21 protein-coding genes, 1 tRNA gene and 2 pseudogenes are annotated in these 22,902 nt (G+C 70.9%); 14 read left to right on the top strand and 10 right to left on the bottom strand.

Going from position 1 to position 22,902, the window contains the following annotated elements; genetic code table 11:
- Positions 1 to 3: 3 nt before the first annotated feature.
- From clsB to NFT33_RS14500, 10 genes are all read right to left on the bottom strand, one after another.
- Positions 4 to 1,284: a cardiolipin synthase ClsB gene (clsB, locus tag NFT33_RS14545; RefSeq protein ID WP_251676393.1), complete on the bottom strand. Its 1,281-nt coding sequence runs from the start codon at positions 1,282 to 1,284 to the stop codon at positions 4 to 6.
- A 2-nt stretch (positions 1,285 to 1,286) separates the two neighbouring features.
- Positions 1,287 to 2,099 (bottom strand): endonuclease/exonuclease/phosphatase family protein, encoded by an 813-nt coding sequence (locus NFT33_RS14540; RefSeq protein ID WP_251676391.1) that lies wholly within the window; start codon positions 2,097 to 2,099, stop codon positions 1,287 to 1,289.
- Positions 2,099 to 2,605, bottom strand: a complete 507-nt coding sequence (gene nudB, locus NFT33_RS14535; RefSeq protein WP_246607558.1) for a dihydroneopterin triphosphate diphosphatase — start codon at positions 2,603 to 2,605, stop codon at positions 2,099 to 2,101. Before nudB ends, NFT33_RS14540 begins: the two co-directional genes overlap by 1 nt.
- Before the next feature lie 61 nt (positions 2,606 to 2,666).
- Positions 2,667 to 3,590 (bottom strand): prenyltransferase, encoded by a 924-nt coding sequence (locus tag NFT33_RS14530; protein WP_251676389.1) that lies wholly within the window; start codon positions 3,588 to 3,590, stop codon positions 2,667 to 2,669.
- A 71-nt stretch (positions 3,591 to 3,661) separates the two neighbouring features.
- Positions 3,662 to 4,279, bottom strand: coding sequence for an LPD3 domain-containing protein (locus NFT33_RS14525; RefSeq protein ID WP_251676387.1), 618 nt, complete (start codon positions 4,277 to 4,279; stop codon positions 3,662 to 3,664).
- Between the two features lie 79 nt (positions 4,280 to 4,358).
- Positions 4,359 to 6,161: an aspartate--tRNA ligase gene (gene aspS / locus NFT33_RS14520; protein ID WP_251676385.1), complete on the bottom strand. Its 1,803-nt coding sequence runs from the start codon at positions 6,159 to 6,161 to the stop codon at positions 4,359 to 4,361.
- Between the two features lie 35 nt (positions 6,162 to 6,196).
- On the bottom strand, positions 6,197 to 6,838 hold the full coding sequence (locus tag NFT33_RS14515) for a DUF502 domain-containing protein (protein ID WP_251676383.1): 642 nt from the start codon (positions 6,836 to 6,838) through the stop codon (positions 6,197 to 6,199).
- Positions 6,839 to 6,859: 21 nt separating this feature from the next.
- Entirely contained in the window at positions 6,860 to 7,210 is a 351-nt protein-coding gene (locus tag NFT33_RS14510; protein ID WP_220786600.1) for an FmdB family zinc ribbon protein, read from the bottom strand.
- An 88-nt stretch (positions 7,211 to 7,298) separates the two neighbouring features.
- Positions 7,299 to 8,879: a ubiquinone biosynthesis regulatory protein kinase UbiB gene (gene ubiB, locus NFT33_RS14505; RefSeq protein ID WP_251676381.1), complete on the bottom strand. Its 1,581-nt coding sequence runs from the start codon at positions 8,877 to 8,879 to the stop codon at positions 7,299 to 7,301.
- A gap of 22 nt (positions 8,880 to 8,901) precedes the next feature.
- On the bottom strand, positions 8,902 to 9,423 hold the full coding sequence (locus tag NFT33_RS14500) for a hypothetical protein (RefSeq protein WP_149504607.1): 522 nt from the start codon (positions 9,421 to 9,423) through the stop codon (positions 8,902 to 8,904).
- Between the two features lie 242 nt (positions 9,424 to 9,665).
- Here NFT33_RS14500 and galE point away from each other — a divergent pair, with 242 nt between their 5' ends.
- The 14 genes and pseudogenes from galE (at position 9,666) to NFT33_RS14435 (ending at position 22,878) form a co-directional block, all read left to right on the top strand.
- Positions 9,666 to 10,682, top strand: a complete 1,017-nt coding sequence (gene galE / locus NFT33_RS14495; RefSeq protein WP_251676379.1) for a UDP-glucose 4-epimerase GalE — start codon at positions 9,666 to 9,668, stop codon at positions 10,680 to 10,682.
- Positions 10,683 to 10,752: 70 nt separating this feature from the next.
- Positions 10,753 to 12,666 carry a pyruvate kinase gene (locus NFT33_RS14490; RefSeq protein ID WP_251676377.1) on the top strand — a complete coding sequence of 638 codons (1,914 nt, stop codon included), beginning with the start codon at positions 10,753 to 10,755 and terminating at the stop codon, positions 12,664 to 12,666.
- A 3-nt stretch (positions 12,667 to 12,669) separates the two neighbouring features.
- Positions 12,670 to 13,329 carry a DsbA family oxidoreductase gene (locus tag NFT33_RS14485; protein WP_149504610.1) on the top strand — a complete coding sequence of 220 codons (660 nt, stop codon included), beginning with the start codon at positions 12,670 to 12,672 and terminating at the stop codon, positions 13,327 to 13,329.
- 50 nt (positions 13,330 to 13,379) lie between these two features.
- Positions 13,380 to 14,678 (top strand): glutamate-5-semialdehyde dehydrogenase, encoded by a 1,299-nt coding sequence (locus tag NFT33_RS14480; RefSeq protein WP_251676375.1) that lies wholly within the window; start codon positions 13,380 to 13,382, stop codon positions 14,676 to 14,678.
- The gene (queC, locus tag NFT33_RS14475) at positions 14,675 to 15,400 is read left to right on the top strand and encodes a 7-cyano-7-deazaguanine synthase QueC (RefSeq protein ID WP_251676373.1); all 726 of its coding nucleotides are present in this window, start codon (positions 14,675 to 14,677) and stop codon (positions 15,398 to 15,400) included. Before NFT33_RS14480 ends, queC begins: the two co-directional genes overlap by 4 nt.
- A gap of 19 nt (positions 15,401 to 15,419) precedes the next feature.
- Positions 15,420 to 16,019, top strand: coding sequence for a LemA family protein (locus NFT33_RS14470; protein WP_149504613.1), 600 nt, complete (start codon positions 15,420 to 15,422; stop codon positions 16,017 to 16,019).
- Between the two features lie 149 nt (positions 16,020 to 16,168).
- On the top strand, positions 16,169 to 17,038 hold the full coding sequence (locus NFT33_RS14465; RefSeq protein WP_149504614.1) for a hypothetical protein: 870 nt from the start codon (positions 16,169 to 16,171) through the stop codon (positions 17,036 to 17,038).
- 18 nt (positions 17,039 to 17,056) lie between these two features.
- Positions 17,057 to 18,454, top strand: coding sequence for a 16S rRNA (cytosine(967)-C(5))-methyltransferase RsmB (gene rsmB, locus NFT33_RS14460; RefSeq protein ID WP_376744169.1), 1,398 nt, complete (start codon positions 17,057 to 17,059; stop codon positions 18,452 to 18,454).
- A gap of 15 nt (positions 18,455 to 18,469) precedes the next feature.
- Positions 18,470 to 19,081, top strand: coding sequence for a DUF4390 domain-containing protein (locus tag NFT33_RS14455; protein WP_251676371.1), 612 nt, complete (start codon positions 18,470 to 18,472; stop codon positions 19,079 to 19,081).
- Positions 19,078 to 21,423 carry a sensor histidine kinase gene (locus tag NFT33_RS14450; RefSeq protein ID WP_251676369.1) on the top strand — a complete coding sequence of 782 codons (2,346 nt, stop codon included), beginning with the start codon at positions 19,078 to 19,080 and terminating at the stop codon, positions 21,421 to 21,423. The genes NFT33_RS14455 and NFT33_RS14450 overlap by 4 nt, the downstream gene beginning before the upstream one ends.
- 6 nt (positions 21,424 to 21,429) lie before the next feature.
- Positions 21,430 to 21,793: pseudogene (locus tag NFT33_RS19365) on the top strand (response regulator); the annotation flags it as partial.
- A 224-nt stretch (positions 21,794 to 22,017) separates the two neighbouring features.
- Positions 22,018 to 22,200: pseudogene (locus tag NFT33_RS19360) on the top strand (helix-turn-helix domain-containing protein); the annotation flags it as partial.
- A 73-nt stretch (positions 22,201 to 22,273) separates the two neighbouring features.
- Positions 22,274 to 22,349, top strand: a tRNA-Phe gene (locus NFT33_RS14440).
- Between the two features lie 82 nt (positions 22,350 to 22,431).
- Entirely contained in the window at positions 22,432 to 22,878 is a 447-nt protein-coding gene (locus tag NFT33_RS14435) for a YkgJ family cysteine cluster protein (RefSeq protein ID WP_251676367.1), read from the top strand.
- Positions 22,879 to 22,902: the final 24 nt, after the last annotated feature.

The following is a 22,902-nucleotide window of genomic DNA, read 5'->3' as shown; positions in this document are numbered from 1 at the left end:
TTCTCAGTAGCGGCCGGTCACCCCGGCCACGCGCAGATAGACATGCGCGATCCAGGCCACCAGCGCGCGCTGCCCCATCACCAGCCAGCGCCCGGAGCGCAGCCGCTGCGGCGTGACCGGCTCCGACACCGCGATCGCGCGGCTGATCTCGCGCGCCAGATCGGCGCCGAAATCCGCATCGCGCACGATCAGATTGGCCTCGAGATTGAGCAGCAGCGAGATCGGATCGATGTTGGACGAGCCGACGGTGGCCCAGTGCTCGTCGACCAGCATCACCTTGGCATGCAGGAAGGCCGGCGTGTACTCGTGGATCTCGACGCCGCAGGCCATCAGCTCGTCATAGAGCACCCGTGCGGCCATCGCGGCGATGCGGTAGTCCGGCTTGCCCTGCATCAGCAGCCGCACCTGCACACCGCGGCGCGCGGCCCGGCACAGCGCACGCCGGAACTCCTGCCCGGGGTAGAAATAGGGCGAGATCAGCCAGATGCGCTCGCGCGCCTGGCGGATCGCGTCGATGTAGGCACGCTCGATGGTGCGGCGCTGGCGGATGTTGTCGCGCACCACGAAGGCGGCCTGTACCGGCGCGAGCGTCTGCTCGAGCAGCGGCGGCAGGTGCGGGCTGCGCCGCGTCAGCCGCATCTGCCGGATCAGCGCCCGCGCCCGGCGCACTGGATGACCGGCCAGCAGCAGCGAGCGCAGCTCCTGCTGCCAGTCCCGGCCGAACCAGGCCCGCGACCACATCGCCCGGGTCGCATGCGCCATCGCCTCGGCCAGCGGGCCGCGCAGCTGCACCGCGAAGTCCAGCCGCGGCAGCTCGGTGCGACCGTGGTGCAGATCGATGCGATCGTCGATCAGATTGATGCCGCCGACGAAGCCGGTCTCGCCGTCGACCACGCACAGCTTCATGTGCAGCCGGCGCAGCTGTCCGGGCTGCAGCCAGTGCGTCCAGCGCGACAGCGGCCGGAACACCGCCACCGCGACGCCGGCCGCGCGCAGGCGCGGCTCGATCAGGTCCAGGCTGTCATGCGAACCGAAACCGTCGATCACCAGGCGCACCCGCACGCCGCGCCGCGCCGCCTGCGCCAGCGCCCGCTCGACCGCACGCGTGGCCTCGTCGTCGTGAACGATGTAGGTGGCCAGCCAGACCTCGTGGCGTGCGCGCTCGATCGCGCGGATCATCGCGGGAAAGAGCTGGTCGCCGCCCCGCAGCAGCTCGACCTGGTGGCCGCCACGGAACAGCGGCCGGGGCACCAGATACCAGGACAGCGCCTCCGACAGGCCCATCGTCAGGCCGGCTCCAGCTCGACCAGCAGCGGCAGGTGGTCGGACATGCGCACCCAGGCCGGCCCGCGCGGCACCGTGACGGTGCGGCAGTGCAGCCCGCGGGTGTAGACCCGGTCGAGCGAGAACAGCGGCATGCGCGACGGGAAGGTGCGCATCGCCCGCACCGAGCCCTGCGGCGGACAGGATCGCGCCAGGCCGGCCTGGCCGAACAGCGGATCGAGCCGTTCGCCCCAGTCGTTGAAGTCGCCGGCGACGATGACCGGCGCGCCGGCCGGAATGCGCTCGTTCACATACTGGCCGAGGCGCTGCGCCTGGCGCACCCGGCTGGCATGGATCAGGCCGAAATGCGCGACGATCGCATGCAGCTCGGTTCCCTGCCAGCGCACCCGCACATGCAGCAGGCCGCGCTGCTCGAAGCGGTGGTCGGACACATCGGCATGCTCGACATCGCCCACCGGCCAGCGCGACAGCAGCGCATTGCCATGCTCGCCGTCGCGGGTGACCGCATTGGTGCGGTAGGCGGCCTCATAGCCCTCCGGCGCGAGAAACTCGGCCTGCCCCTGCTCCGGCCAGCCGAACCAGGTGTGGTCGAAGCGGCGCGCATCGCCATGATGGAACAGCCGCACTTCCTGCAGGAAGACCAGGTCCGCATCCAGCGCAGCCACGCCGGCGCCGAGGTTGTGGATCTCCAGCCGGCGCCCCGGCCCCATGCCGCGCACGCCCTTGTGGATGTTGTAGGTGGCCACCCGCAGCGTGCCGGTGCGCTCGGGCAGCACCGACTGACGCCACGATCCGCCTGACAGCGATCGGGTCATCACCGCATCCTCCCGAGCCGCTGCGGCAGCTGCAGGATGGCCTCGGCATTGCTTGGCGAGAAGCAGCGGTCGGCCGCCTCGCGCCAGGGCAGCCAGACATGGGCCAGATGCTCGCGCGGCGCGAGCTGCACCGGCGTGCCCGCCGGCACCGTCAGGCCGAAGACATGCTCGGTGTTGTGCGTCACGCCCGGCGCGTAGCGGTGGCGCCAGACCGGATAGATCTCGTAGACATTGCGCAGATCCCAGTCGTGCAGCGCCTCGACCGGCACGCCGGGCGCGCCCAGCAGGATGCCGGTCTCCTCGCGGACCTCGCGCGCGGCCGTCTCGTGCGGCGGCTCCTCGAGAAAGTCCTTCGAGCCGGTGACGCTCTGCCAGAAGCCGGGGCGATCGGCCCGCTCGATCAGCAGCACGTCGAGGGCGGGCGTGTGGATCACGACCAGCACCGATTCGGGAATCTTCGGCGGCCGGGGCTGCGCCTGCGCCGTCGCCTGGGTCATCGTCGTCATGCGGACAAGCATAGCGGCAAGCCAGTGGCACGGCTTCGTACCGGTTTCGGCATCGGCGGCATCACCGCAGCATCAGCACCTGCAGGAAGGCGCCCGCCAGCAGCAGGCCATGCGCGATCGCGCAGACCAGCGTCAGCACGATCGCCGGGCGCAGCCGCGCGGGCTCGCGTGCATGGCGCAGCAGCAGCACGGCCGCCGCCAGCCCCGGCGCCAGCGACAGCAGCGCCTGCACCGCCGTGCCCGGCAGCCACAGCCGCCACCACCAGAACAGCAGCCAGCCGTGCGCGGCCAGCATCAGCAGCAGAAAACCCCAGGCCGCGGCGACCGGGCCCAGACGCACGACCAGCGTGCGCTTGCCGACCGCTGCATCGGCCCGCGCATCGGGAAACTCGGCGATCCACAGCACCGCCGCGATCAGCAGCGCCGGACTGACGCCGGCGATCATCGCGATCGCGCCGAAGGCGCGCCGCTGCACGAAGTCGGCACCGACCACCACCAGCCACCAGCCCGCGGCCACCGCCAGCTCGCCCCAGCCGCGCACCATCAGCGCCAGCCGCGGCTGCGAGTAGGCCCAGCCCAGCAGCAGCCCGGCCAGACCGATGAGCAGCAGCCCCGGACCGGAGCGGGCCGCCAGCAGCAGCCCGCCGCCCGTCACCACCATGGCCAGCATCTGCACCGCGGTCTTGAGCTGCCCCGGCGTGAACACGCCGTCCTGCACCACGCGCGAGCCGCCGGTGAACGGGCCGATGCGGTCGGTGTTGACCGCGTCCGAGCCGATCAGCGCGTCGCCCCAGTCGTTGTGCAGATTGACCGCGGCATGCGTCAGCAGCGCCAGCACGACGGTCGCCAGCGCCTCGGGCCAGCGCGGCGCCACCCCGCAGGCCAGCGCCGAGCCGATGCCCACCAGCGTGGCCACCAGCGTGACGACCAGGAATCCGGGACGGCTGGCGGCGAGCCAGCGCAGGGCGAGCGGGGGAGAAGACATGCGCCCAGCGTGCCGGGCTCAGGACATGCCTGCCTTGCGAAGCATCAAACCTGACGGCAGGACAGCAAGCATCAGCCGAAGGGGCTCCCATCATGCCGTTGCGCACCGATCAGCAGGTCTCTTACACTGATGGCTCGCCCCGTGGTTGGTTGAGCTTGCGGCTTTGGCACCGTTGGTGCTTCATGCGCAGGCAAGGTTCCCAGCGGGGCGTTTTCTATTTCGACGGCCTGAAGTGCATGCAGGGTCTCGCCCTGACCGACAACAGCCGCAAACGACTTGACCGTCCACTTGATCCTGTAGAGCGCACCTCGGATCTCGAGGGCTGCGTACAGCCGATGGATGGCCAGCACCTGCGGATTGCGATGCTCGACATCCCCATGGGTTTCCGCCAGCACGGCTTGCTCCACCAGCCTCTCGATGCCGGCAATCGCCCGTGACTCGACCGGCGTGAGCTGCGGGTTGTCGCCCATCTTCGATCGGCCGTTCTTGTTGATCCGCAGCACCCAGCCTGTGTCGGCATTGAACAGCCCTGCCGACTGCTGCAGCCCACGCAGCTTGTGATCTGCCGCCTTCGCCAGTGCCTTGCGTGACAGGTCGCGGCCAAACTCATCACCGTGCAGCGTGCAGATGGGGCGAGAAGGCAGATCGAACAGACCTGCGCGCTGACCAAAGCTCCAGTTCGTTGTCATTGATCGCACCATGAAAAATGCGGCCGCAGCCGCATTCCAGGATCCGGGTCATCAGGCCGCCGAAGCAGCCCCTCGCCGCTCAGCCCTGCTGAGCCTGCGCCGCCTGCGCGTTGCGCAGACGGATGTGCAGCTCGCGCAGCTGTTTCTCGTCGACCATCGACGGCGCGCCGGTCAGCAGGCACTGCGCGCGCTGGGTCTTCGGGAAGGCGATGACGTCGCGGATCGATTCGGCCTTGGTCATCAGCGTGATCAGGCGGTCCAGGCCGAAGGCCAGGCCGCCGTGCGGCGGCGCGCCGTACTGCAGCGCGTCCAGCAGGAAGCCGAACTTGATGCGCTGGTCTTCCGCGCTGATGTTCAGCGCCGAGAACACCTTGGCCTGCACCTCGGCGCGGTGGATGCGCACCGAGCCGCCGCCCAGCTCCCAGCCGTTCAGGACCATGTCGTAGGCCTTGGCCACGCAGGCGCCCGGATCGGTGTCCATCAGGTCCTCGTGGCCGTCCTTCGGGCTGGTGAACGGGTGGTGGCAGGCGTTCCAGCGGTTCTCGTCCTCGTCGAACTCGAACATGGGGAAGTCGACCACCCACAGCGGCGCCCAGCGGTCCTCGAACAGGCCGCTCTTCTTGCCGAACTCGCTGTGGCCGATCTTCAGGCGCAGCGCGCCGATGGCGTCGTTGACCACCTTGGCCTTGTCGGCGCCGAAGAACAGCAGGTCGCCGCTCTGCGCGCCGGTGCGGCTCAGGATGTCGCTGAGCGCCTGGTCGTGCAGGTTCTTGACGATCGGCGACTGCAGGCCCTCGCGGCCCTTGGTGATGTCGTTGACCTTGATCCAGGCCAGGCCCTTGGCGCCGTAGATCTTGACGAACTCGGTGTAGCCGTCGATCTCGCCGCGGCTCATCGCGCCGCCGCCCGGCACGCGCAGCGCGACCACGCGGCCGCCCTTGGTGGTGGCCGGGGTCGAGAAGACCTTGAAGTCGACCGTGCCCATCACGTCGGTCAGCTCGGTGAACTCGAGCTTGACGCGCAGGTCCGGCTTGTCCGAGCCGAAGCGGAACATCGCCTCGCTGTAGGGCATGACGGGGTAGTCGCCCAGCTCGACGTTCATCGTCTTGCGGAAGACATGGCGGATCATGCCCTCGAACATCGAGCGGATTTCCTCTTCGCCCAGGAACGAGGTCTCGATGTCGATCTGCGTGAACTCGGGCTGGCGGTCGGCGCGCAGATCCTCGTCACGGAAGCACTTGGTGATCTGGTAGTAGCGGTCGAAGCCGGCCACCATCAGCAGCTGCTTGAACAGCTGCGGCGACTGCGGCAGCGCGAAGAAGTGGCCGTCGTGCACGCGGCTGGGCACCAGGTAGTCGCGCGCGCCTTCCGGGGTCGACTTGGTCAGCATCGGCGTCTCGACGTCGATGAAGCCGTTCTCGTCGAGGAACTTGCGCACCTCCATCGCCACCTTGTAGCGCAGCATCAGGTTCTTCTGCATCGCCGGGCGGCGCAGGTCCAGCACGCGGTGCGTCAGGCGCGTGGTCTCCGACAGGTTGTCGTCGTCGAGCTGGAACGGCGGCGTCACCGACGGGTTCAGCACCTCGAGCGTGTGGCACAGCACCTCGACCTTGCCGCTGACCAGGTTGGCGTTCTCGGTGCCGGCCGGGCGCGCGCGCACCAGGCCGGTGATCTTCAGGCAGAACTCGTTGCGCACGCCCTCGGCGGTCTTGAACATCTCCGGGCGGTCCGGATCGCAGACCACCTGCACCAGACCTTCGCGGTCACGCAGGTCGACGAAGATCACGCCGCCGTGATCGCGACGACGGTGGGCCCAGCCCATGAGGGTGACGGTCTGGCCGGTCAGTGCTTCGCTGACCTGGCCTGCGTAGCAGGTGCGCATGGTGGTGACTTTCTGGAGCCTTGTGAGCTCTGGACTCAGTGGGGAGTGCTCGGCGGGGCGACAACCCCCATCGAGATGATGTATTTGAGCGCCTCGTCGACGCTCATGCCCAGCGGACGCACGTCGGCGCGCGGCGCCATCAGGAAGAAGCCCGATGTCGGGTTCGGTGTGGTCGGCACATAGAGACTGACGAACTCGTGCTGCGGGCCGGCCGCCTCGCCCAGCCGGGAGGCGACCTCGCCCGAGGGCCGCCCGGTCACGAAGGCGATGGTCCAGCTGTCGCGGCGCGGATACTCGACCAGCACCGCCTCGCGGAAGGCCTGGCCGCTGCTGGAGAACAGCGTGTCGGAGACCTGCTTGACCGAGGTGTAGATCGACTTGACGATCGGAATGTTCGACAGGACGCGGTCCCATTGCCGCAGCCACCACTGGCCGACGATGTTGGCGACGAACACGCCGGTCAGCAGCATCATCGTCAGCAGCGTCAGCACGCCCAGCCCGGGAACCGCCGAGAGCCGGTCCAGCAGGGCATGCGCGCTGGCCGGCAGCACCGCGGTGGCGGCGCCCAGCAGGGTCTGGAACACGCTGTCCATCAGACCCAGGATCCACAGCAGGACCCAGATGGTGATGGCCAGCGGCAGCCAGACCAGCAGGCCGGCGATGATGTATTTCTTCACGACGATCCGTTCGGTCCGTGTTCAGTGGCAGGCACAGGAGCCGCCGCAGGGCGTCGACGACGCCGAGGACGCGCTGGAGCCGCTGTCGGCCGACGAGGTCGATGCCCCGCTGTCGGCGGCGGCGGCAGGTGCGGCCGCCGCGGCGGCTGCGGCCGTCGCGCCCCCGGTCGCGCCGGTGGCGGCGCCGGAGCCACCGCGGAAATCGGTCACGTACCAGCCCGAACCCTTGAGCTGGAAACCGGCCGCGGTCACCTGCTTGGCAAAGCTCTCGGCCCCGCAGGCCGGGCAGGTGGTGAGCACCGGATCGGACATCTTCTGCAGCACGTCTTTCGCATGCCCGCAGGAGGAACAACGATAGGCGTAGATCGGCATCGCTAAACCCTTGATTCGAAACAGGAATTATAGAGCGCAGACAAGCAGGTCGCGTGCCCGGTCTTGCGGCGCGTCTTCAGGCACGTCTTCAGAGCATCATCCAGCGCACCAGAAGCGCGGCGGAAACCGCGCCCAGCAGGAAGCCGGTGAACAGCCAGCCCGCGGTCTGCAGCATCCGGTTGGTGCGGCGCTGCTCGGCCAGCAGGGCCTGCAGCAGCTCGCGGCTGGCGGCCGCGTCGCCGCTGCCCGAGGCCGCACCCGCCTGCGCCTTGAGCGCATCATGCAGCAGCCGCGGCAGCGCCGGCAGGTACTGCGCATAGCGCGGCGCCTCCTGGCGCAGCTGATGGGCCAGCGCGCGCCAGCCGATCTGCTCGTTCATCCAGCGCTCGAGGAAGGGCTTGGCGGTGCTCCACAGGTCGAGCTCGGGGTCGAGCTGGCGGCCCAGGCCCTCGACGTTCAGCAGCGTCTTCTGCAGCAGCACCAGCTGCGGCTGGATCTCGACATTGAAACGGCGCGAGGTCTGGAACAGCCGCATCAGCACCTGGCCGAGCGAGATGTCCTTCAGCGGCCGGTCGAAATGCGGCTCGCAGACCGCGCGGATCGCGCCTTCCAGTTCATCGGCGCGGGTGGTCGGCGGCACCCAGCCGGATTCGATGTGCAGCTCGGCCACCCGGCGGTAGTCGCGCTGGAAGAAGGCGAGGAAGTTCTGCGCCAGGTATTCCTTGTCGCGCGCATCGAGCGTGCCGACGATGCCGAAGTCCAGCGCGATGTAGCGCTGGAAGGTCGCCGGCGCCAGCGACACCATGATGTTGCCCGGGTGCATGTCGGCGTGGAAGAAGCCGTCGCGGAACACCTGGGTGAAGAAGATGGTCACGCCATCGCGCGCCAGCTTCGGGATGTCGACGCCGGCCTCGCGCAGCCGCTCGACCTGGCTGATCGGCACGCCGAACATGCGCTCCATCACCAGCACCTCGGCCGAGCTGAGGTCCCAGATCATCTCCGGCACCATCAGCAGGTCCAGGCCGTCCATGTTGCGGCGCAGCTGCGCGGCGTTGGCCGCCTCGCGGCCCAGATCCAGCTCGTCGTGCAGGTACTTGTCGAACTCGGCGACGACCTCGCGCGGGCGCAGGCGCCGGCCGTCGGCCGACAGGCGCTCGAGCCAGCGCGCACCGGTGCGCAGCAGCCCCAGGTCGGCGTCGATCACCTCGAGCACGCCGGGACGCAGCACCTTGACCGCCACCTGGCGGCCGTCATGCAGCACGCCGAAATGCACCTGCGCGATCGAGGCGCTGGCCACCGGATCGGCATCGAACTGCGCAAACACCGCCTCGATCGGCCGGCCGAGCGACTTCTCGATCAGCTGGCGCGCCAGCGCGCTGGAGAACGGCGGCACGCGGTCCTGCAGCCGGGCCAGCTCGTCGGCGATGTCGGGCGGCATCAGGTCGCGCCGGGTGGACAGCACCTGGCCGAACTTGACGAAGATCGGACCGAGCCGCTCGAAGGCCAGGCGCAGGCGCACGCCGCGCGGCGCATCGAGCCGCCGGCCGATCGACAGCACACGCGCCAGCGCGCGCAGCAGCGGGTGGCTGAACTGCGTCAGCACCAGCTGGTCCATGCCGTGACGCAGCATCACCCACGCGATCAGCGCGAGCCGGGGCCAGTTCCTCATGATGGATGCGGCAGAGGCCGGATCAGGCCGGGCGGCGCACGCGCTGCACGAAGGCGCCGACGGTCTGCGCCAGCCCGCCGCCCAGGCGGCCGAGCAGGCGCGCCGGGCCGTCGCCGATCACGCGGGCCAGATCGTCCTCGATGTCCCAGCGCAGGTTCTCGGCCAGCCAGGCGACCTCGGCGGCGAAGGCGGCGTCGCCGCGAATGTCCATCGGCGGGCGCCCTGCCATGCCGGCCAGGCCCCAGCGCAGCATCTCGCTGCCGTCGAGCGTGACCACCAGCGTCTCTTCCTCGCCGACGCCGACCGGCACCAGCAGCAGGTCCTCGTCCAGCTCGAGCAGGCCGGCCGGGGTCACGCGCCAGACCGCACGCGGCGGCGCCGGCAGCAGCGCCGGCCACTGGCGCCACTGCACGCCGATCGAGCGGCCGACATGGCCGAGCAGGCGGCGGGTGGCCTCCGGCTCGGCGGCCAGCACATGGTTGAGCAGCAGCGTGACGCGGCCGAGGGCCTCGCGACCGAGGGGTTCGAGCAGGGCTTGCAACATGGCGGCGATTGTAGGCGGGGCCCGCAGATCGCCCGCGGCCGGGACTCTCGGGGACAGGTACACGCCTGGCATGGTGGTTTTTCTCGCCAGACCGGCAAGATCAGGGCCGACGCGTCGAACCGGGCTCAGGAAAATCATCACCCCGCCATGCGGGTTTGCCACAATCGGCGCTGTCGGGACCGGGCTGGCGAGCGGCACGGGAGGAGACCGACGCCAACGCCACTGCGATCTGAACACATCCCATGACGACCATCCTGCTGACCGGAGCCACCGGCTACATCGCCTCCCACACCTGGATCGCGCTGAAGGAGGCGGGCTTCCGTGTCCTGGGCGTCGACAACTTCGCCAACAGCTCGCCCGTCGTGCTGCAGCGCCTGGAAGCCCTGCTGGGCGAGAAGCCGGTCTTCGAGGAGGCCGATGTCAACGACACCGACCGCATGGCCGACATCATCGCCCGCCACGGCGTGCAGGGCGTCGTGCACTTCGCCGCGCATAAGTCGGTGGGCGAATCGGTGGCCAAGCCGCTCGAGTACTTCCGCAACAACCTCGGCGGTCTGGTCAGCGTGGCCACCGCGATGGAGCGCCAGGGCGTGAAGACGCTGGTCTTCAGCTCCTCGGCCACCGTCTACGGCCAGCCCGAGCGCCTGCCCATCACCGAGGACTGCGCGCTGTCCAGCACCAACCCCTACGGCATGACCAAGCTGCTGGGCGAGCAGATGCTGCGCGAGCTCGAGCGCTGCACCCCGGGCTGGGCGATCGCCTACCTGCGCTACTTCAACCCGGTGGGCGCGCACGCCAGCGGCACCCTCGGCGAGGACCCGCGCGGCATCCCGAACAACCTGATGCCCTACGTCACCCAGGTCGCGGTGGGCAAGCGCGAGTTCCTGCAGGTCTTCGGCGGCGACTACGACACGCCCGACGGCACCGGCGTGCGCGACTACATCCATGTCTGCGACCTGGCGCAGGGCCATGTGGCGGCGCTGCGCCACCTGCTCGAGGCCCGAAGCTCGGTCACCGTCAACCTCGGCACCGGCCAGGGCTACAGCGTCATCGACGTGGTCCGGGCCTTCGAGAAGGCCAGCGGCCGCCCGGTGCCCTACCGCATCGTCGACCGCCGCCCCGGCGACGTCGCCTCCTGCTACGCCGACCCGGCCGCGGCCGAGCAGATCCTGGGCTGGAAGGCGCAGTTCGGCATCGACCGCATGTGCGAGGACAGCTGGCGCTGGCAGTCGACCAATCCGGACGGCTTCAAGGACTGAGCGCGCCGCCCGTCATGCCGCTGACATCGCCCCCGCGCAGACTGGGGGCATTTGACGCGAGCGGCACATCATGACGGCGCCACACCTCCCTGCGACCTCGGTCTCTCCCGCGATCGATCCCGGCTGGGATCCGGCGGTCTGCGAGCCGCTGATCGAGCGGCTGTGGGCGCTGCGGCGCCAGATGACCGCGCTGGCCGACCGCCATGCCGACCGGCTGGCGGCCATCGACCCGGCCCACCAGGCGGGCGCGCGCAACCTGCTGCACTACCTGGCGCTGCGCTCCGGTGACCTGAGACCGCTGCAGCTCGAGCTTTCCCGGCTCGGGCTGTCCTCCCTGGGCCGCGCCGAGCCGCATGTGCTGGCCTCGATCGACAAGGTGCTCGGTCTGCTGCACCGGCTGAACGGCCGCGACTGGACGCCGCGCGACCCGGACGAGCCGGTCGGCAGCCGCGCCAGCACCCAGGCGCTGCAGCGGCATGCGGTGGCGCTGCTGGGCCGCACGCCGCCCGGGCGCGACGTGCGCATCATGGTGACGCTGCCGGGCGAGGCCGCCGCCGATCCGGGCCGGATCGACGCGATGGTGCAGGCCGGCATGGACATCGCGCGCATCAACTGCGCCCACGACACGCCGGCGCAGTGGCAGGCGATGGCCGAGGCGGTGCGGCTGGCCGCGCGCCGCGCCGGCCGCGAGGTGCGGGTCCTGATGGACCTGGGCGGCCCGAAGCTGCGCACCGGCCCGATCGAGAGCGGCCCGGAGGTGGTGCGGCTGCGCCCGCGCCGCGACGAGCTGGGCCGGGTGATCGCACCGGCGCGGCTGGCGCTGCGTCCGGCCGGCTCGGCCCGCCCGGTCGGCGCCGAGGCCGATGCGGTGCTGGGCGTCGACCCCGACTGGCTCGCGCCGCTGAAGGTCGGCGATCTGATCTCGCTGAAGGACGCCCGGCGCGCGCAGCGCCAGCTCGAGATCGTCGAGCGCCATGCCGACGGCGTGATCGCGGCCCTGAGCCGCAGCGCCTACCTGACCGCCGACGTGGTGCTGCGCCACGAGCCGCACCGCGATCGCCGCAGCGCGCTGCATGACCTGCCCGCGGCGCAGGGCCTGCTGCATCTGCGCCGCGGCGACCGGCTGCAGCTGCTGCCCGAGGGCCTCGGCCACGAGGCCCGCCCGGTCGGGCGCGGCCGGCGCGCGCAGCCGGCCAGTGTCTCCTGCACCCTGCCGGAAGCGCTGGCGGCGGTGCGGCGCGGCGACCGCATCTGGTTCGACGACGGCCGCATCGGCGGCGTGGTGCGCAAGCGTCTGGACGGCGGCGGCGTGCTGGTCGAGATCGGCTCGGCACGCGAGGGCGGCGAGAAGCTGGCCGCCGACAAGGGCATCAACCTGCCCGACACCGCGCTCGACCTGCCGGCGCTGACCGCGCAGGACCTGCAGGACCTCGACACCGTCGTCGCCACCGCCGACCTGGTCGGCCTGTCCTTCTGCCAGTCGGCCGACGATGTGCGCCGGCTGCGCGCCGAACTGGCCGCGCGCGGCGCCAGCACGCTGGGCCTGATGCTGAAGATCGAGACGCAGCGCGGCTTTGCCGCCCTGCCCTCGATCCTGCTGGCGGCGATGGAGGGGCCGACCGCCGGCGTGATGATCGCGCGCGGCGACCTGGCGGTCGAATGCGGCTACGAGCGGCTGGCCGAGGTGCAGGAGGAAATGCTCTGGGCCTGCGAGGCCGCGCACCTGCCGGTGGTCTGGGCCACCCAGGTGCTCGAGACGCTGGCGCGCACCGGCCGGCCCTCGCGCGCCGAGATCACCGACGCGGCGATGGGCGAGCGCGCCGAATGCGTGATGCTCAACAAGGGCCCGCACATCATGGACGCGATCCGCATGCTCGACGACATCCTGCGCCGCATGCAGGAGCACCAGTCGAAGAAACGCCCGCTGCTGCGCGCGCTGCGCGCCTGGCGTGGCGCGCTGGATGGACAGGGAGCCCCGGGCTGAGCGATGCTCGCGGGCATGAAGATCGACTTCGTCTCCGATGTTTCCTGTCCGTGGTGCGCGATCGGCCTGCATGCGCTGGAGCAGGCCCTGGACCGGGTCCGCGCCGACGGCATCAGCGCCACGCTGCATCTGCAACCCTTCGAGCTGAATCCGGCGATGCCGCCCGAGGGCGAGGAGATCGTCGGCCACCTGACGCGCAAGTACGGCATCACGCCCGAGCAGGTCGCGGCCAACACCGAGGCGATCCGCCAGCGCGGCGCCAGCGTCGGCTTCACCTTCGGACTGGGCAAGCGAAGCCGGATCTGGAACACCTTCGACGCGCATCGGCTGCTGCATCACGCCGGGCTGATCTCGCCCGAGGCACAGTGCCGGCTCAAGCACGCGCTGCTGCGCGCCTACTTCACGCGGGGCCAGAACCCGGGTGCCCGCGACGTGCTGTGGCAGGCCGCGGCCGAGGCCGGGCTGGAAGCCGCCGAGGTCGACGCGGTGCTCTCGAGCGACCGCCATGCCGAGGCGGTGCGCGAGCGCGAGCTGTTCTACCAGCAGCACGGCATCCGCTCGGTGCCGGCGATCATCCTGAACGAACGCCACCTGATCTCCGGCGGCCAGCCGGTCGAGGTCTTCGAGCGGGCACTGCGGCAGGTGGCGGCGCTGGAGGGTTGAGCCCCCCCAGGCCCCTCTCTGCGACGCCACCCTCTGCGACAATGGCGCGCATGGACACGCCCGACACGCTCGCCCCCCAGGACATCGCCGTCTACATGAACCGGGTCGGCGCTGCTGCCCGCAGCGCCGCGACCGCGATGGCCGCCGCCTCCACCGCCGCGAAGAACCGCACGCTGCTGGCGCTGGCGCGGCTGCTGCGCGAGAACGGCCCGGCGCTCGACGCCGCCAACGCCCGCGATCTGGACGCGGCCTCGGCCGCCGGCCTGTCCGGCCCGATGCTCGACCGCCTGAAGCTCGGCCCGAAGGTGGTCGCCACCGTCGCCGAGGGCTGCGAGCAGCTCGCCGCGATGCCGGACCCGATCGGCGAGATCACCGGCGTGAAGCGCCGCCCGACCGGCATCAGCGTCGGCCAGATGCGCGTGCCGCTGGGCGTGTTCGGCATGATCTACGAGAGCCGCCCGAACGTGACCATCGAGGCCGCCTCGCTCGCCATCAAGAGCGGCAACGCCTGCATCCTGCGCGGCGGCTCCGAGGCGATCCATTCCAACCTGGCTCTGTGGAAACTCGTGCAGGCAGCGCTGGTCGAGGCCGGGCTGCCGGCCACCGCGGTGCAGCTGGTCGAGACCACCGACCGCGCGGCGGTGGGCCGCCTGATCGCGATGCCCGAGTTCGTCGACGTCATCATCCCGCGCGGCGGCAAGGGCCTGATCGAGCGCATCTCGGCCGAGGCGCGGGTGCCGGTCATCAAGCACCTCGACGGCAACTGTCACACCTACATCGACGCGCAGGTCGACATCGCGCAGGCGCTGGTGGTCACCGACAACGCCAAGACGCAGAAGTACAGCCCCTGCAACGCCACCGAGTCGCTGCTGGTGCATGCGGATCAGGCCGCGGCCTTCCTGCCGCGGATCGGCACGATCTTCGCCGCCAAGGGCGTGGAGATGCGCGCCTGCCCGCGCGCCCAGGCCATCCTGTCGGACGTCTCCGGCGCGACGGTCGTGGCCGCGGTCGAGCGCGACTGGGCCGAGGAATACCTGGCGCCCGTCATCAGCGTGAAGGTGGTCGACACGCTCGACGAGGCGATCGCCCACATCAACCGCTTCGGCAGCCACCACACCGACGCGATCCTGACCACCAACCACCCCAACGCGATGCGCTTCCTGCGCGAGGTCGATTCGGCCAGCGTGATGGTCAACGCCAGCACGCGCTTCGCCGACGGCTTCGAGTACGGCCTGGGCGCCGAGATCGGCATCTCCACCGACAAGTTCCACGCCCGCGGCCCGGTCGGCCTGGAGGGGCTGACCTCGATGAAGTGGGTGGTGCTCGGCCAGGGCGAGATCCGCCAATGAGCGCGCTGACGAACGCCGCGCGCGACCCGCGCACCGCGCTGGTGCTGTTCTCCGGCGGCCAGGACTCGACCACCTGCCTGGCCTGGGCGCTGGAGCGCTTCCAGCGGGTCGAGACGCTGGGCTTCGACTACGGCCAGCGCCACCACATCGAGATGGACTGCCGCCTGACGGTGCGCGAGGAGCTGCGCGCGGCCTTCCCGCACTGGGCCGCGCGCCTGGGCGGGGACCATGTGCTCGACCTGAGCCTGATCGGCCAGATCTCCGACACCGCGCTCACCACCGAGCGCGAGATCGAGCTGCAGGCCAACGGCCTGCCCAACACCTTCGTTCCCGGCCGCAACCTGCTGTTCCTCGGCTTCGCGGCGACGCTGGCCTACCGGCGCGGCGCCTCGGTGCTGGTCGGCGGCATGTGCGAGACCGACTACTCCGGCTACCCGGACTGCCGCGACAACACGATGAAGGCGCTGCAGGTGGCGCTCTCGCTCGGCCTGGACACGCCGATGACGCTCGAGACGCCGCTGATGTTCCTGACCAAGGCCCAGACCTGGGACCTGGCCGAGCAGCTCGGCGGCCAGACGCTGGTCGAGCTGATCGTCGAGCACACCCACACCTGCTACCTGGGCGAGCGCGGGGCACGCCACCCCTGGGGCCACGGCTGCGGCCACTGCCCGGCCTGCGAGCTGCGCCGCGCCGGCCACGCCGCCTGGCTGGCCGACCTCTGAGCGGGAGCGCGCGCTCGCCATGTCCATCCCGGTCCTGATCGTCGTCGCGCTGCTGTTCTTCTGGGTCATCGGCGCGACCCAGCGCCTGAAGCGCCTGCGCAGCGCCGCCACGACCCTGTTCGCGCCGCTGTCGAGCGACCTGAGACAGCGCCATGCCATCGCGCTGGCGCTGGCGCATGCCTCGCGGCCGATGCTCGGCGACGAGCATGCGCTGATCGTGCGGCTGGTGGAGACCGCGCAGGCGGCCGGACATGCGCTGGACGCCGCCCAGGCACGCAGCATGCGCGGCACCGCGCTGCAGGCCATCGGCGAGGCGGAAGTCGCGCTGCTGCAGGCCCTGGACGGGCTGGCGCTGCATCTGCAGGATCTGACGTCCGGCAGCGGCCCGGTGGCCGCCATCACCGAGCTGCTGCGCCAGCGCGACACGCTGCAGGAGCAGCTCGCCGCCGATCGCCATCTCTACAACCATGCCGCGCAGACCTACAACGATGCGCTGCACCTCTTCCCGACCACGCTGGTGGCGACGCTGCTGCGCCTGCGCGACGCCCCGCTGCTGGCCAGCGGCGCGGCGCCCTCGCGCGGCGGCGTGCTCGTCAGCCGCCCGACGCCGATGATCTGAACCGCGGTCCCGCGGCCCCTCAGCGATACCGCGGCGTGCCGTTGCCGGGCGGAAACGCGTCTTCGAAAAAAACAATTTCCGGCTAGACAATCCCGTGTTCAAGGGAGCAAAGTGAGAAAAATTGCTGAATATGCAAGTTTTGTCTCACGATGCAGCATGCTCTGACACGCGCCCAGCCTGAACTGGATGCCGACGGCCTGGCGGTCTGGCAGCAGCTCGGGCGCCTGGCCGGACCGGGTGAGCGCCAGGCCGCGGCACTGGCGCTGCTGCTGTGGCCGGGCAACGATGCCGAGCGCCGCGCCTGGGACGAGACGGTGCGCGGCGTGCAGGGTGCCGCCTCGCTGCGCGATCGCATCGGCCGACTGCCGCCCGCTGCCCGGCTGCCCGCGCTGGAGCGGCTGCTGCTGCGGATCACGCTGGAGCAGCCGCTGGAGGATCGCCAGGCGCTGCTGCAGTCGGCGCGGCGGGTGATGTGCGCCGACGGCAGCGTCAGCGCGCTCGACCGGCTGGCCTGGCTGGCGATGCGCCATCTGCTGGGCGGACCGGTGCGGCTGCACCGCGGCGGACTGCGCGAGGACAACGAGCTGTCGCAGCTGCCGCTGGCGATGCGGCAGGCCATCGCCAGCCTGAGCGCCTACCTGGCGCGCATGGTGCCCGAGCCGCCACGGCGCGAGCGGGTCGATGCGGCCGGCGCCGCCTGGCATGACCGGGTGGTGCACGAGGTCTGGGGCTCGGCTTCCGTGCCGCCGCCTTGCCAGGTGCCCGATGTCGACCAGCTCGGCCGCGCACTGCAGACGCTCGCCGGTCTGGGCTGGGTGCACCGGCCGCTGCTGGCACGGGCCTGGGTCGATGCGGCCGACACCCGCCCCGGCCTGCGGACCCGGCTCGACGAGCCGCTGCCGGTCGCCGCCGAGGCGCTGCGCCTGGCCTGCGTGCTGATCGACACCCCGCTGCCACCGACGCTGGCCGCGCACTTCATCCGCGAGCCGGAACAGCCGCGTCCCGGCAGCATGGCCTGAGCACGCCGGCCGCGTAGACTGCCGGCCGTGAGACACGATTCCCCCTCCCCTGCCGGCGCGGCCTCGCCGGCCTCGCTGCCGCTGTCGCAGCTGCTGCACCACACCGCCGAGATGGTCGCCGCGGTGCGCGCCGGCCGCTCGCTGTCCGATCTGCTGGCCACCTGCCCGCCGCAGGCCCGGCCCGGCACCCAGGCGCTGAGCTTCCATGTGATGCGCTGGATGGGCGGCGCCCAGGCCGCGCGCGAGCGGCTCGCGCCGCGCCGGCCCGCACCGGCGGTCGACGCGCTGCTGATCACCGCGCTGGCGCTGCTGTGGCCCGAGGCCGAGCCGCCCTATGCCGAGCACACGCTGGTCGACCAGGCGGTGGCCTGCGCACGCCGGCGCACCCCCGCCAGCGCCGGCTTCGTCAACGCGGTGCTGCGGCGCTTCCTGCGCGAGCGCGAGGTCCTGGTGCCGGCGCTGCGGCAGGAGGTGCCGGCGGCACGGCACCAGCATCCGCGCTGGTGGATCGATCAGGTCCGGCGCGACTGGCCCGACCGCTGGGAAGCGCTGCTGGACGCCGCCAACCAGCCCGGCCCGATGATGCTGCGGGTCCACGCCGGCCACGGCAGCGCGGAAAGCTATGTCGCCGCGCTGGCCGAGGCCGGGCTGCAGGCCCGTGCCGTCGGCGCCCGCGCGCCGCAGGCGGTGCTGCTGGAGACGCCGGCGCCGGTGCAGGCGCTGCCCGGCTTCGCCGACGGGCGGGTGTCGGTGCAGGATCTCTCGGCGCAGCTAGCCGCGCCGCTGCTGCTCGGCGGCCTGCCCGGCGGCGAGCTGCCGGCCCTGCCGGCCGGCGCCCGGGTGCTCGACGCCTGTGCCGCGCCCGGCGGCAAGACCGCCCATCTGCTCGAGCTGGCCGACCTGGACGTGCTGGCCCTCGATGCCGACGCCGACCGTCTGAAGCGGGTCGACGACACCCTGGCGCGGCTGCACCTGCAAGGCCGCACCCGCGCCACCGATGCCCGCGACACCGCCGCCTGGTGGGACGGCCAGCCCTTCGATGCCATCCTGCTCGATGCGCCGTGCAGCGCCTCGGGCATCGTGCGTCGCCACCCCGACGTGCGCTGGCTGCGCCGCGCCAGCGACATCACCGAGCTGGCACGCACCCAGACCGGCCTGCTCGAGGCGCTGTGGCCGCTGCTGAAGCCGGGCGGCCGGCTGCTCTACGCCACCTGCTCGATCTTCCGGGCCGAGGGCGCCGGGCAGATTTCATCATTTCTGCAACGCCATCCGGAGGCGCGTGCGCTGCGCGCGCCCGGCCATCTGCTGCCACTGCCCGACAATCGGGTCGAGGCGGCTGGCGCGACATCGTCGCCGGCTGCCGGGTCGGGCGACGGATTCTTCTACGCCCTCCTGCACAAGTCACCCGCGTCCTGATCGACCTGACGGCCCGTGCCGAGACCGCCTGAACTTCGCCCGCACCGCCGCCTGCACCGCCGCCGGCTGCTGGCGCTGGCGGCTGCCTCGCTGCTGGCCGTGCATCTGCCGTCCCGACCGGCGGCGCTCGACCTGGTGCGGCTCGATGCGCTGCGCGGCGACCAGGGCGTGCTGCTGAACTTCGAGACCCGCTTCGATCTGCCGCCCGCGGTGGAAGATGCACTCAACCGCGGCATCGCGCTGCATTTCTCGGCCGAGGCGGTACTGATGCAGGCGCGCTGGTACTGGCGCGACAAGGAGCTGGCCCGCGTCAGCCGCACCTGGCGGCTGGCCTACCAGCCGCTGACGCTGAGCTACAAGGTCAGCCAGGGCGGGCTGTCGCAGAGCTACCGCTCGCTCGGCGAGGCGCTGCGGGCGATGCAGCGCCTCACCCACTGGCGCATCGCCGATGCGCAGACCGCCGACGAGGACCGCCTCCAGCTCGAATTCACCTACCGCCTCGACACCGAGCAGCTGCCGCGCCCGATGCAGATCGGCATCGGCAGCCAGCCCGACTGGAACCTGCGCGCCAGCCGCTCGGTGCCGGTGCATGAGCAGCCGCCCTCGGGCAGCGGAGCGCGCCCTTGAGCCGCAGCTCGCTGCGCTGGACCGTCCTGATCGCGCTGCTGGCGATCGGGGGCACCGTGCTGGTGCTGGCCTTCCTGCTGTCGATCGCCACCAACAACCGGGTGCTCTACGAGCGCCACTACGATTGGCTGCTGTGGGTCAACATCGGCGTGGCGGCCTCGCTGGGCCTGGTCATCGTCGCGGCGCTGGCGCAGCTGGTGCGGCGCATGCGCCACGGCAAGTTCGGCAGCCGGCTGCTGGTCAAGCTCGCGGCGATCTTCGCCTTCGTCGGGGTGGTGCCGGGCATGCTGATCTACGGCGTGTCCTACCAGTTCGTCGCGCGCTCGATCGAGAGCTGGTTCGACGTCGAGGTCGAGGGCGCGCTGGAGTCGGGCCTGAACCTCGGCCGCACCACGCTGCAGCTGCTGGTCAACGATGTGGCCGCCAAGACCCGGCAGGCCGCGGAGAGCAGCGCCGAGAGCGGCGCCGACCCGGGCAGCCGGGTGCAGCTGCTGATGCTCGAGCGGCTGCGCGAGCAGCTCGCCGCGCAGAGCGTGGCGGTGCTCTCGGGCAGCGGCCAGGTGCTGGCCAGCGCGGGCGGCGCCGTCGGCGCGGCGATGCTGCCGGACCGGCCCAGCCCCTCGCTGCTGCGCCAGGCGCGCAGCCAGCGGGTCTTCGCGCAGCTCGAGGGCCTGGACGCCGACACGCCGATCGACGGTGCGATCACCTCGGGCGGCCCGGTGCGGGTGCGGGCCATCGCCTGGATGCCTTCCACCTCGCTGAGCCTGGACAGTGCCGACCGCTATCTGCAGATCACCCAGACGGTGCCGCAGGAGCTGGTCGGCAACGCGCTGCGGGTGCAGCAGGCCTACAGCGAGTACCAGGAGCGCGCGCTCGGCCGCGAAGGCCTGAGGCGCATGTACATCGGCACCCTCACGCTCACGCTCATCCTGGGCATCTTCAGCGCGCTGCTGATGGCCGCCGGCCTGGGTCACCAGATCGGCCGCCCGCTGGTGATGCTGGCCGAGGGCGTGCGCCAGGTCGCGCGCGGCGACCTGCGCCCGACCGCCGTCTTCGCCTCGCGCGACGAACTGGGCGGCCTGACCCGCTCCTTCGCCGACATGACCCAGCAGCTCGCCGATGCGCGCGGCCTGGTGCAGCGCAGCCTGGCCGAGGCCGAGAGCGCCAAGGCGCACCTGCAGACCATCCTGGACAACCTCAGCTCGGGCGTGATCGTCTTCGAGGCCGATGGCCGCATCGACACCGTCAACCCCGGCGCCGCACGCATTCTCAGCCTCGACCCCTCGGCCTGGGCGCGGCATCCGATCGACCGCCTGCCCGGCCTGGAGACCTTCTCCGCCGCGGTGCTGGCGCGCTTCGAGACCCATCTGCGCGACCTCGAGGACACCGGCGACGAGCCGGCCGGCGACGCGCACTGGCAGGAATCGCTCGAGCTCGGCAGCACCGAGGCGCCGCAGACGCTGCTGGTGCGCGGCGCGCTGCTGCCCGAAGGCGCACGGCTGCTGGTCTTCGACGACATCTCCGACGTGGTGGTCGCGCAGCGCAGCGTCGCCTGGGCCGAGGTGGCGCGCCGGCTGGCCCACGAGATCAAGAATCCGCTGACACCGATCCAGCTCTCGGCCGAGCGGCTGCAGCACAAGCTCGAGGCCAAGCTGGCCGGCACCGACCAGCAGATGCTGGTGCGCTCGGTGGGCACCATCGTCACCCAGGTGCAGGCGATGAAGACGCTGGTCAACGAGTTCCGCGACTACGCGCGGCTGCCCGCGGCCCGGCTGGAGCCGCTGGACCTGAACGCGCTGGTCGTCGAGGTGCTGGGCCTGTACGCGGCCCAGCAGGAAAGCGGCCGGCTGCGTGCCGAACTCGCGCCGGAGCTGCCGCTGCTGGCCGGCGACGCCAGCCAGCTGCGCCAGGTCATCCACAACCTGGTGCAGAACGCGCTCGACGCGGTGGCCGATCTTCCGGACGGCCTGGCCATCGTCTCGACCGAGTCCACCCGACCGGATGACGGCCAGACGCGTGCCATTCGCCTCAAGGTGATGGACAATGGCCCCGGTTTCTCGGAAAAAGTTCTCAAGCGTGCATTCGAACCCTATGTCACCACGAAGGCCCGCGGCACCGGCCTGGGGCTGGCCGTGGTGAAGAAGATCGTCGAGGAACACGGTGCGCGCATCCGCCTGGGCAACCTCGCCGACGAGGCGCAGGACCCGGCCGCGGGACCGGCGCGGACCGGTGCCCAAGTTTCGATATCATTTTCGCGATGGGCCCGAGGCGGGGGAACGCCTGCGGGCAACGAGCCCGGACGCCACCGAACCCCACCCTCTCCCGACGTCAGCGCGTCCTGATCACTCATGGCCAACATACTTGTCGTCGACGACGAAATGGGCATCAGAGCCCTGCTGCAAGAGATCCTGACCGACGAAGGTCACTCCGTCGAACTGGCGGAGAACGCCGCGCAGGCGCGCATGCTGCGCGAGCGCCAGCGTCCGGATCTTGTCCTTCTCGACATCTGGATGCCCGACGTCGACGGCATCACGCTGCTGAAGGAGTGGAACAGCGGCGCCCAGCTGACGATGCCGGTCATCATGATGTCCGGCCACGGCACCATCGACACCGCGGTCGAGGCGACCAAATACGGCGCGATGGCCTTCCTGGAAAAGCCGATCACGCTGCAGAAGCTGCTGCGCGCGGTCGAGCAGGGTCTGGCCAAGCCGCAGCCGGCCCGCACCGGACCGGGAGAGACCGCCGCCGCCAGCCTGCCGCCCCAGCGCCCGGACCGCATCGACCTGCCCGGCAGCGAGCCGGTGGTGATCAGCGCCGCACCGGTTCACGGCGGCTATGTGCCGACGATCCAGAACCTGAACAGCCATGCGCATCAGGCGGCCTCCGCCGGCATCACCATGGCCAGCGGCCCGCAGGCCGACCAGAGCTTCAACCTCGACCGGCCGCTGCGCGAGGCGCGCGACGCCTTCGAGAAGGCCTACTTCGAGTTCCACCTGGTGCGCGAGAACGGCAGCATGACCCGCGTGGCCGAGCGCACCGGCCTGGAGCGCACCCACCTCTACCGCAAGCTCAAGCAGCTCGGCGTCGACCTCAGCCGCAACAAGCGCGGCGCCGGCTGAACACGGTCAGAAAAAAATCTCGCCGAAACGCTTGCAGATCCAAAAGAATACGTGCCATAATTTCTTTCTCGACGGCCAAGTAGCTCAGTTGGTAGAGCAGCGGATTGAAAATCCGCGTGTCGGTGGTTCGATTCCGCCCTTGGCCACCAGAACAAGAGAAGCCCGCTTGATTTCAAGCGGGCTTCTTGCTTTTCCGGCTCGCTTGTTCGCTTCTCCTGTGCCTGTGCCCGCATGAGATCCCCGATCCACATCGTCGACGTCGATCGCCTCGAGACCTGGACCCGCTGGCGCGCCGGCCTGTGCGACAGCTGCGCGGCCAACTGCTGCACCATGCCGGTCGAGATCCGCCTGCCCGACCTGGTGCGCCTCGGCCTGGTCGACGCCTTCGAGGCCGAGCATGAAGAGCCCCGCCTGATCGCCCGCCGGCTGGTCAAGAGCAGGCAGGTCGAACGCTACAACCAGAAGGACGGCATCTTCACGATGGCGCGCCGCGCCAACGGCGACTGCCAGTTTCTCGACGCCACCACGCGCCGCTGCACCGTCTACGAGCAGCGCCCCAACACCTGCCGCAGGCACCCGCAGGTCGGGCCGAAGCCGGGGCACTGCCCCTACGGCGCCCGCGAGGCGTGCACCGCCGACAGGAATGCACGCGAAGGCCGGCTGATCCGGAAATCATGATCCGGATCAAGACCTACAATCCGG

It is taken from the genome of Sphaerotilus sp. FB-3, assembly GCF_023706025.1.
Taxonomy (GTDB): domain Bacteria; phylum Pseudomonadota; class Gammaproteobacteria; order Burkholderiales; family Burkholderiaceae_C; genus Sphaerotilus; species Sphaerotilus sulfidivorans.
Note: the sequence above shows the minus strand (reverse complement) of the source record. Positions and strands in the feature narration are given on the sequence as shown.

Excerpts from the sequence above, each read along its gene's own strand:
- clsB (WP_251676393.1), bottom strand. The coding sequence starts at position 1,284 with ATGGGCCTGTCGGAGGCGCTGTCCTGGTATCTGGTGCCCCGGCCGCTG.
- NFT33_RS14540 (WP_251676391.1), bottom strand. The coding sequence starts at position 2,099 with ATGACCCGATCGCTGTCAGGCGGATCGTGGCGTCAGTCGGTGCTGCCC.
- nudB (WP_246607558.1), bottom strand. The coding sequence starts at position 2,605 with ATGACGACGATGACCCAGGCGACGGCGCAGGCGCAGCCCCGGCCGCCG.
- NFT33_RS14530 (WP_251676389.1), bottom strand. The coding sequence starts at position 3,590 with ATGTCTTCTCCCCCGCTCGCCCTGCGCTGGCTCGCCGCCAGCCGTCCC.
- NFT33_RS14525 (WP_251676387.1), bottom strand. The coding sequence starts at position 4,279 with ATGACAACGAACTGGAGCTTTGGTCAGCGCGCAGGTCTGTTCGATCTG.
- aspS (WP_251676385.1), bottom strand. The coding sequence starts at position 6,161 with ATGCGCACCTGCTACGCAGGCCAGGTCAGCGAAGCACTGACCGGCCAG.
- NFT33_RS14510 (WP_220786600.1), bottom strand. The coding sequence starts at position 7,210 with ATGCCGATCTACGCCTATCGTTGTTCCTCCTGCGGGCATGCGAAAGAC.
- ubiB (WP_251676381.1), bottom strand. The coding sequence starts at position 8,879 with ATGAGGAACTGGCCCCGGCTCGCGCTGATCGCGTGGGTGATGCTGCGT.
- NFT33_RS14500 (WP_149504607.1), bottom strand. The coding sequence starts at position 9,423 with ATGTTGCAAGCCCTGCTCGAACCCCTCGGTCGCGAGGCCCTCGGCCGC.
- galE (WP_251676379.1), top strand. The coding sequence starts at position 9,666 with ATGACGACCATCCTGCTGACCGGAGCCACCGGCTACATCGCCTCCCAC.
- NFT33_RS14490 (WP_251676377.1), top strand. The coding sequence starts at position 10,753 with ATGACGGCGCCACACCTCCCTGCGACCTCGGTCTCTCCCGCGATCGAT.
- NFT33_RS14485 (WP_149504610.1), top strand. The coding sequence starts at position 12,670 with ATGCTCGCGGGCATGAAGATCGACTTCGTCTCCGATGTTTCCTGTCCG.
- NFT33_RS14480 (WP_251676375.1), top strand. The coding sequence starts at position 13,380 with ATGGACACGCCCGACACGCTCGCCCCCCAGGACATCGCCGTCTACATG.
- queC (WP_251676373.1), top strand. The coding sequence starts at position 14,675 with ATGAGCGCGCTGACGAACGCCGCGCGCGACCCGCGCACCGCGCTGGTG.
- NFT33_RS14470 (WP_149504613.1), top strand. The coding sequence starts at position 15,420 with ATGTCCATCCCGGTCCTGATCGTCGTCGCGCTGCTGTTCTTCTGGGTC.
- NFT33_RS14465 (WP_149504614.1), top strand. The coding sequence starts at position 16,169 with ATGCAGCATGCTCTGACACGCGCCCAGCCTGAACTGGATGCCGACGGC.
- NFT33_RS14435 (WP_251676367.1), top strand. The coding sequence starts at position 22,432 with ATGAGATCCCCGATCCACATCGTCGACGTCGATCGCCTCGAGACCTGG.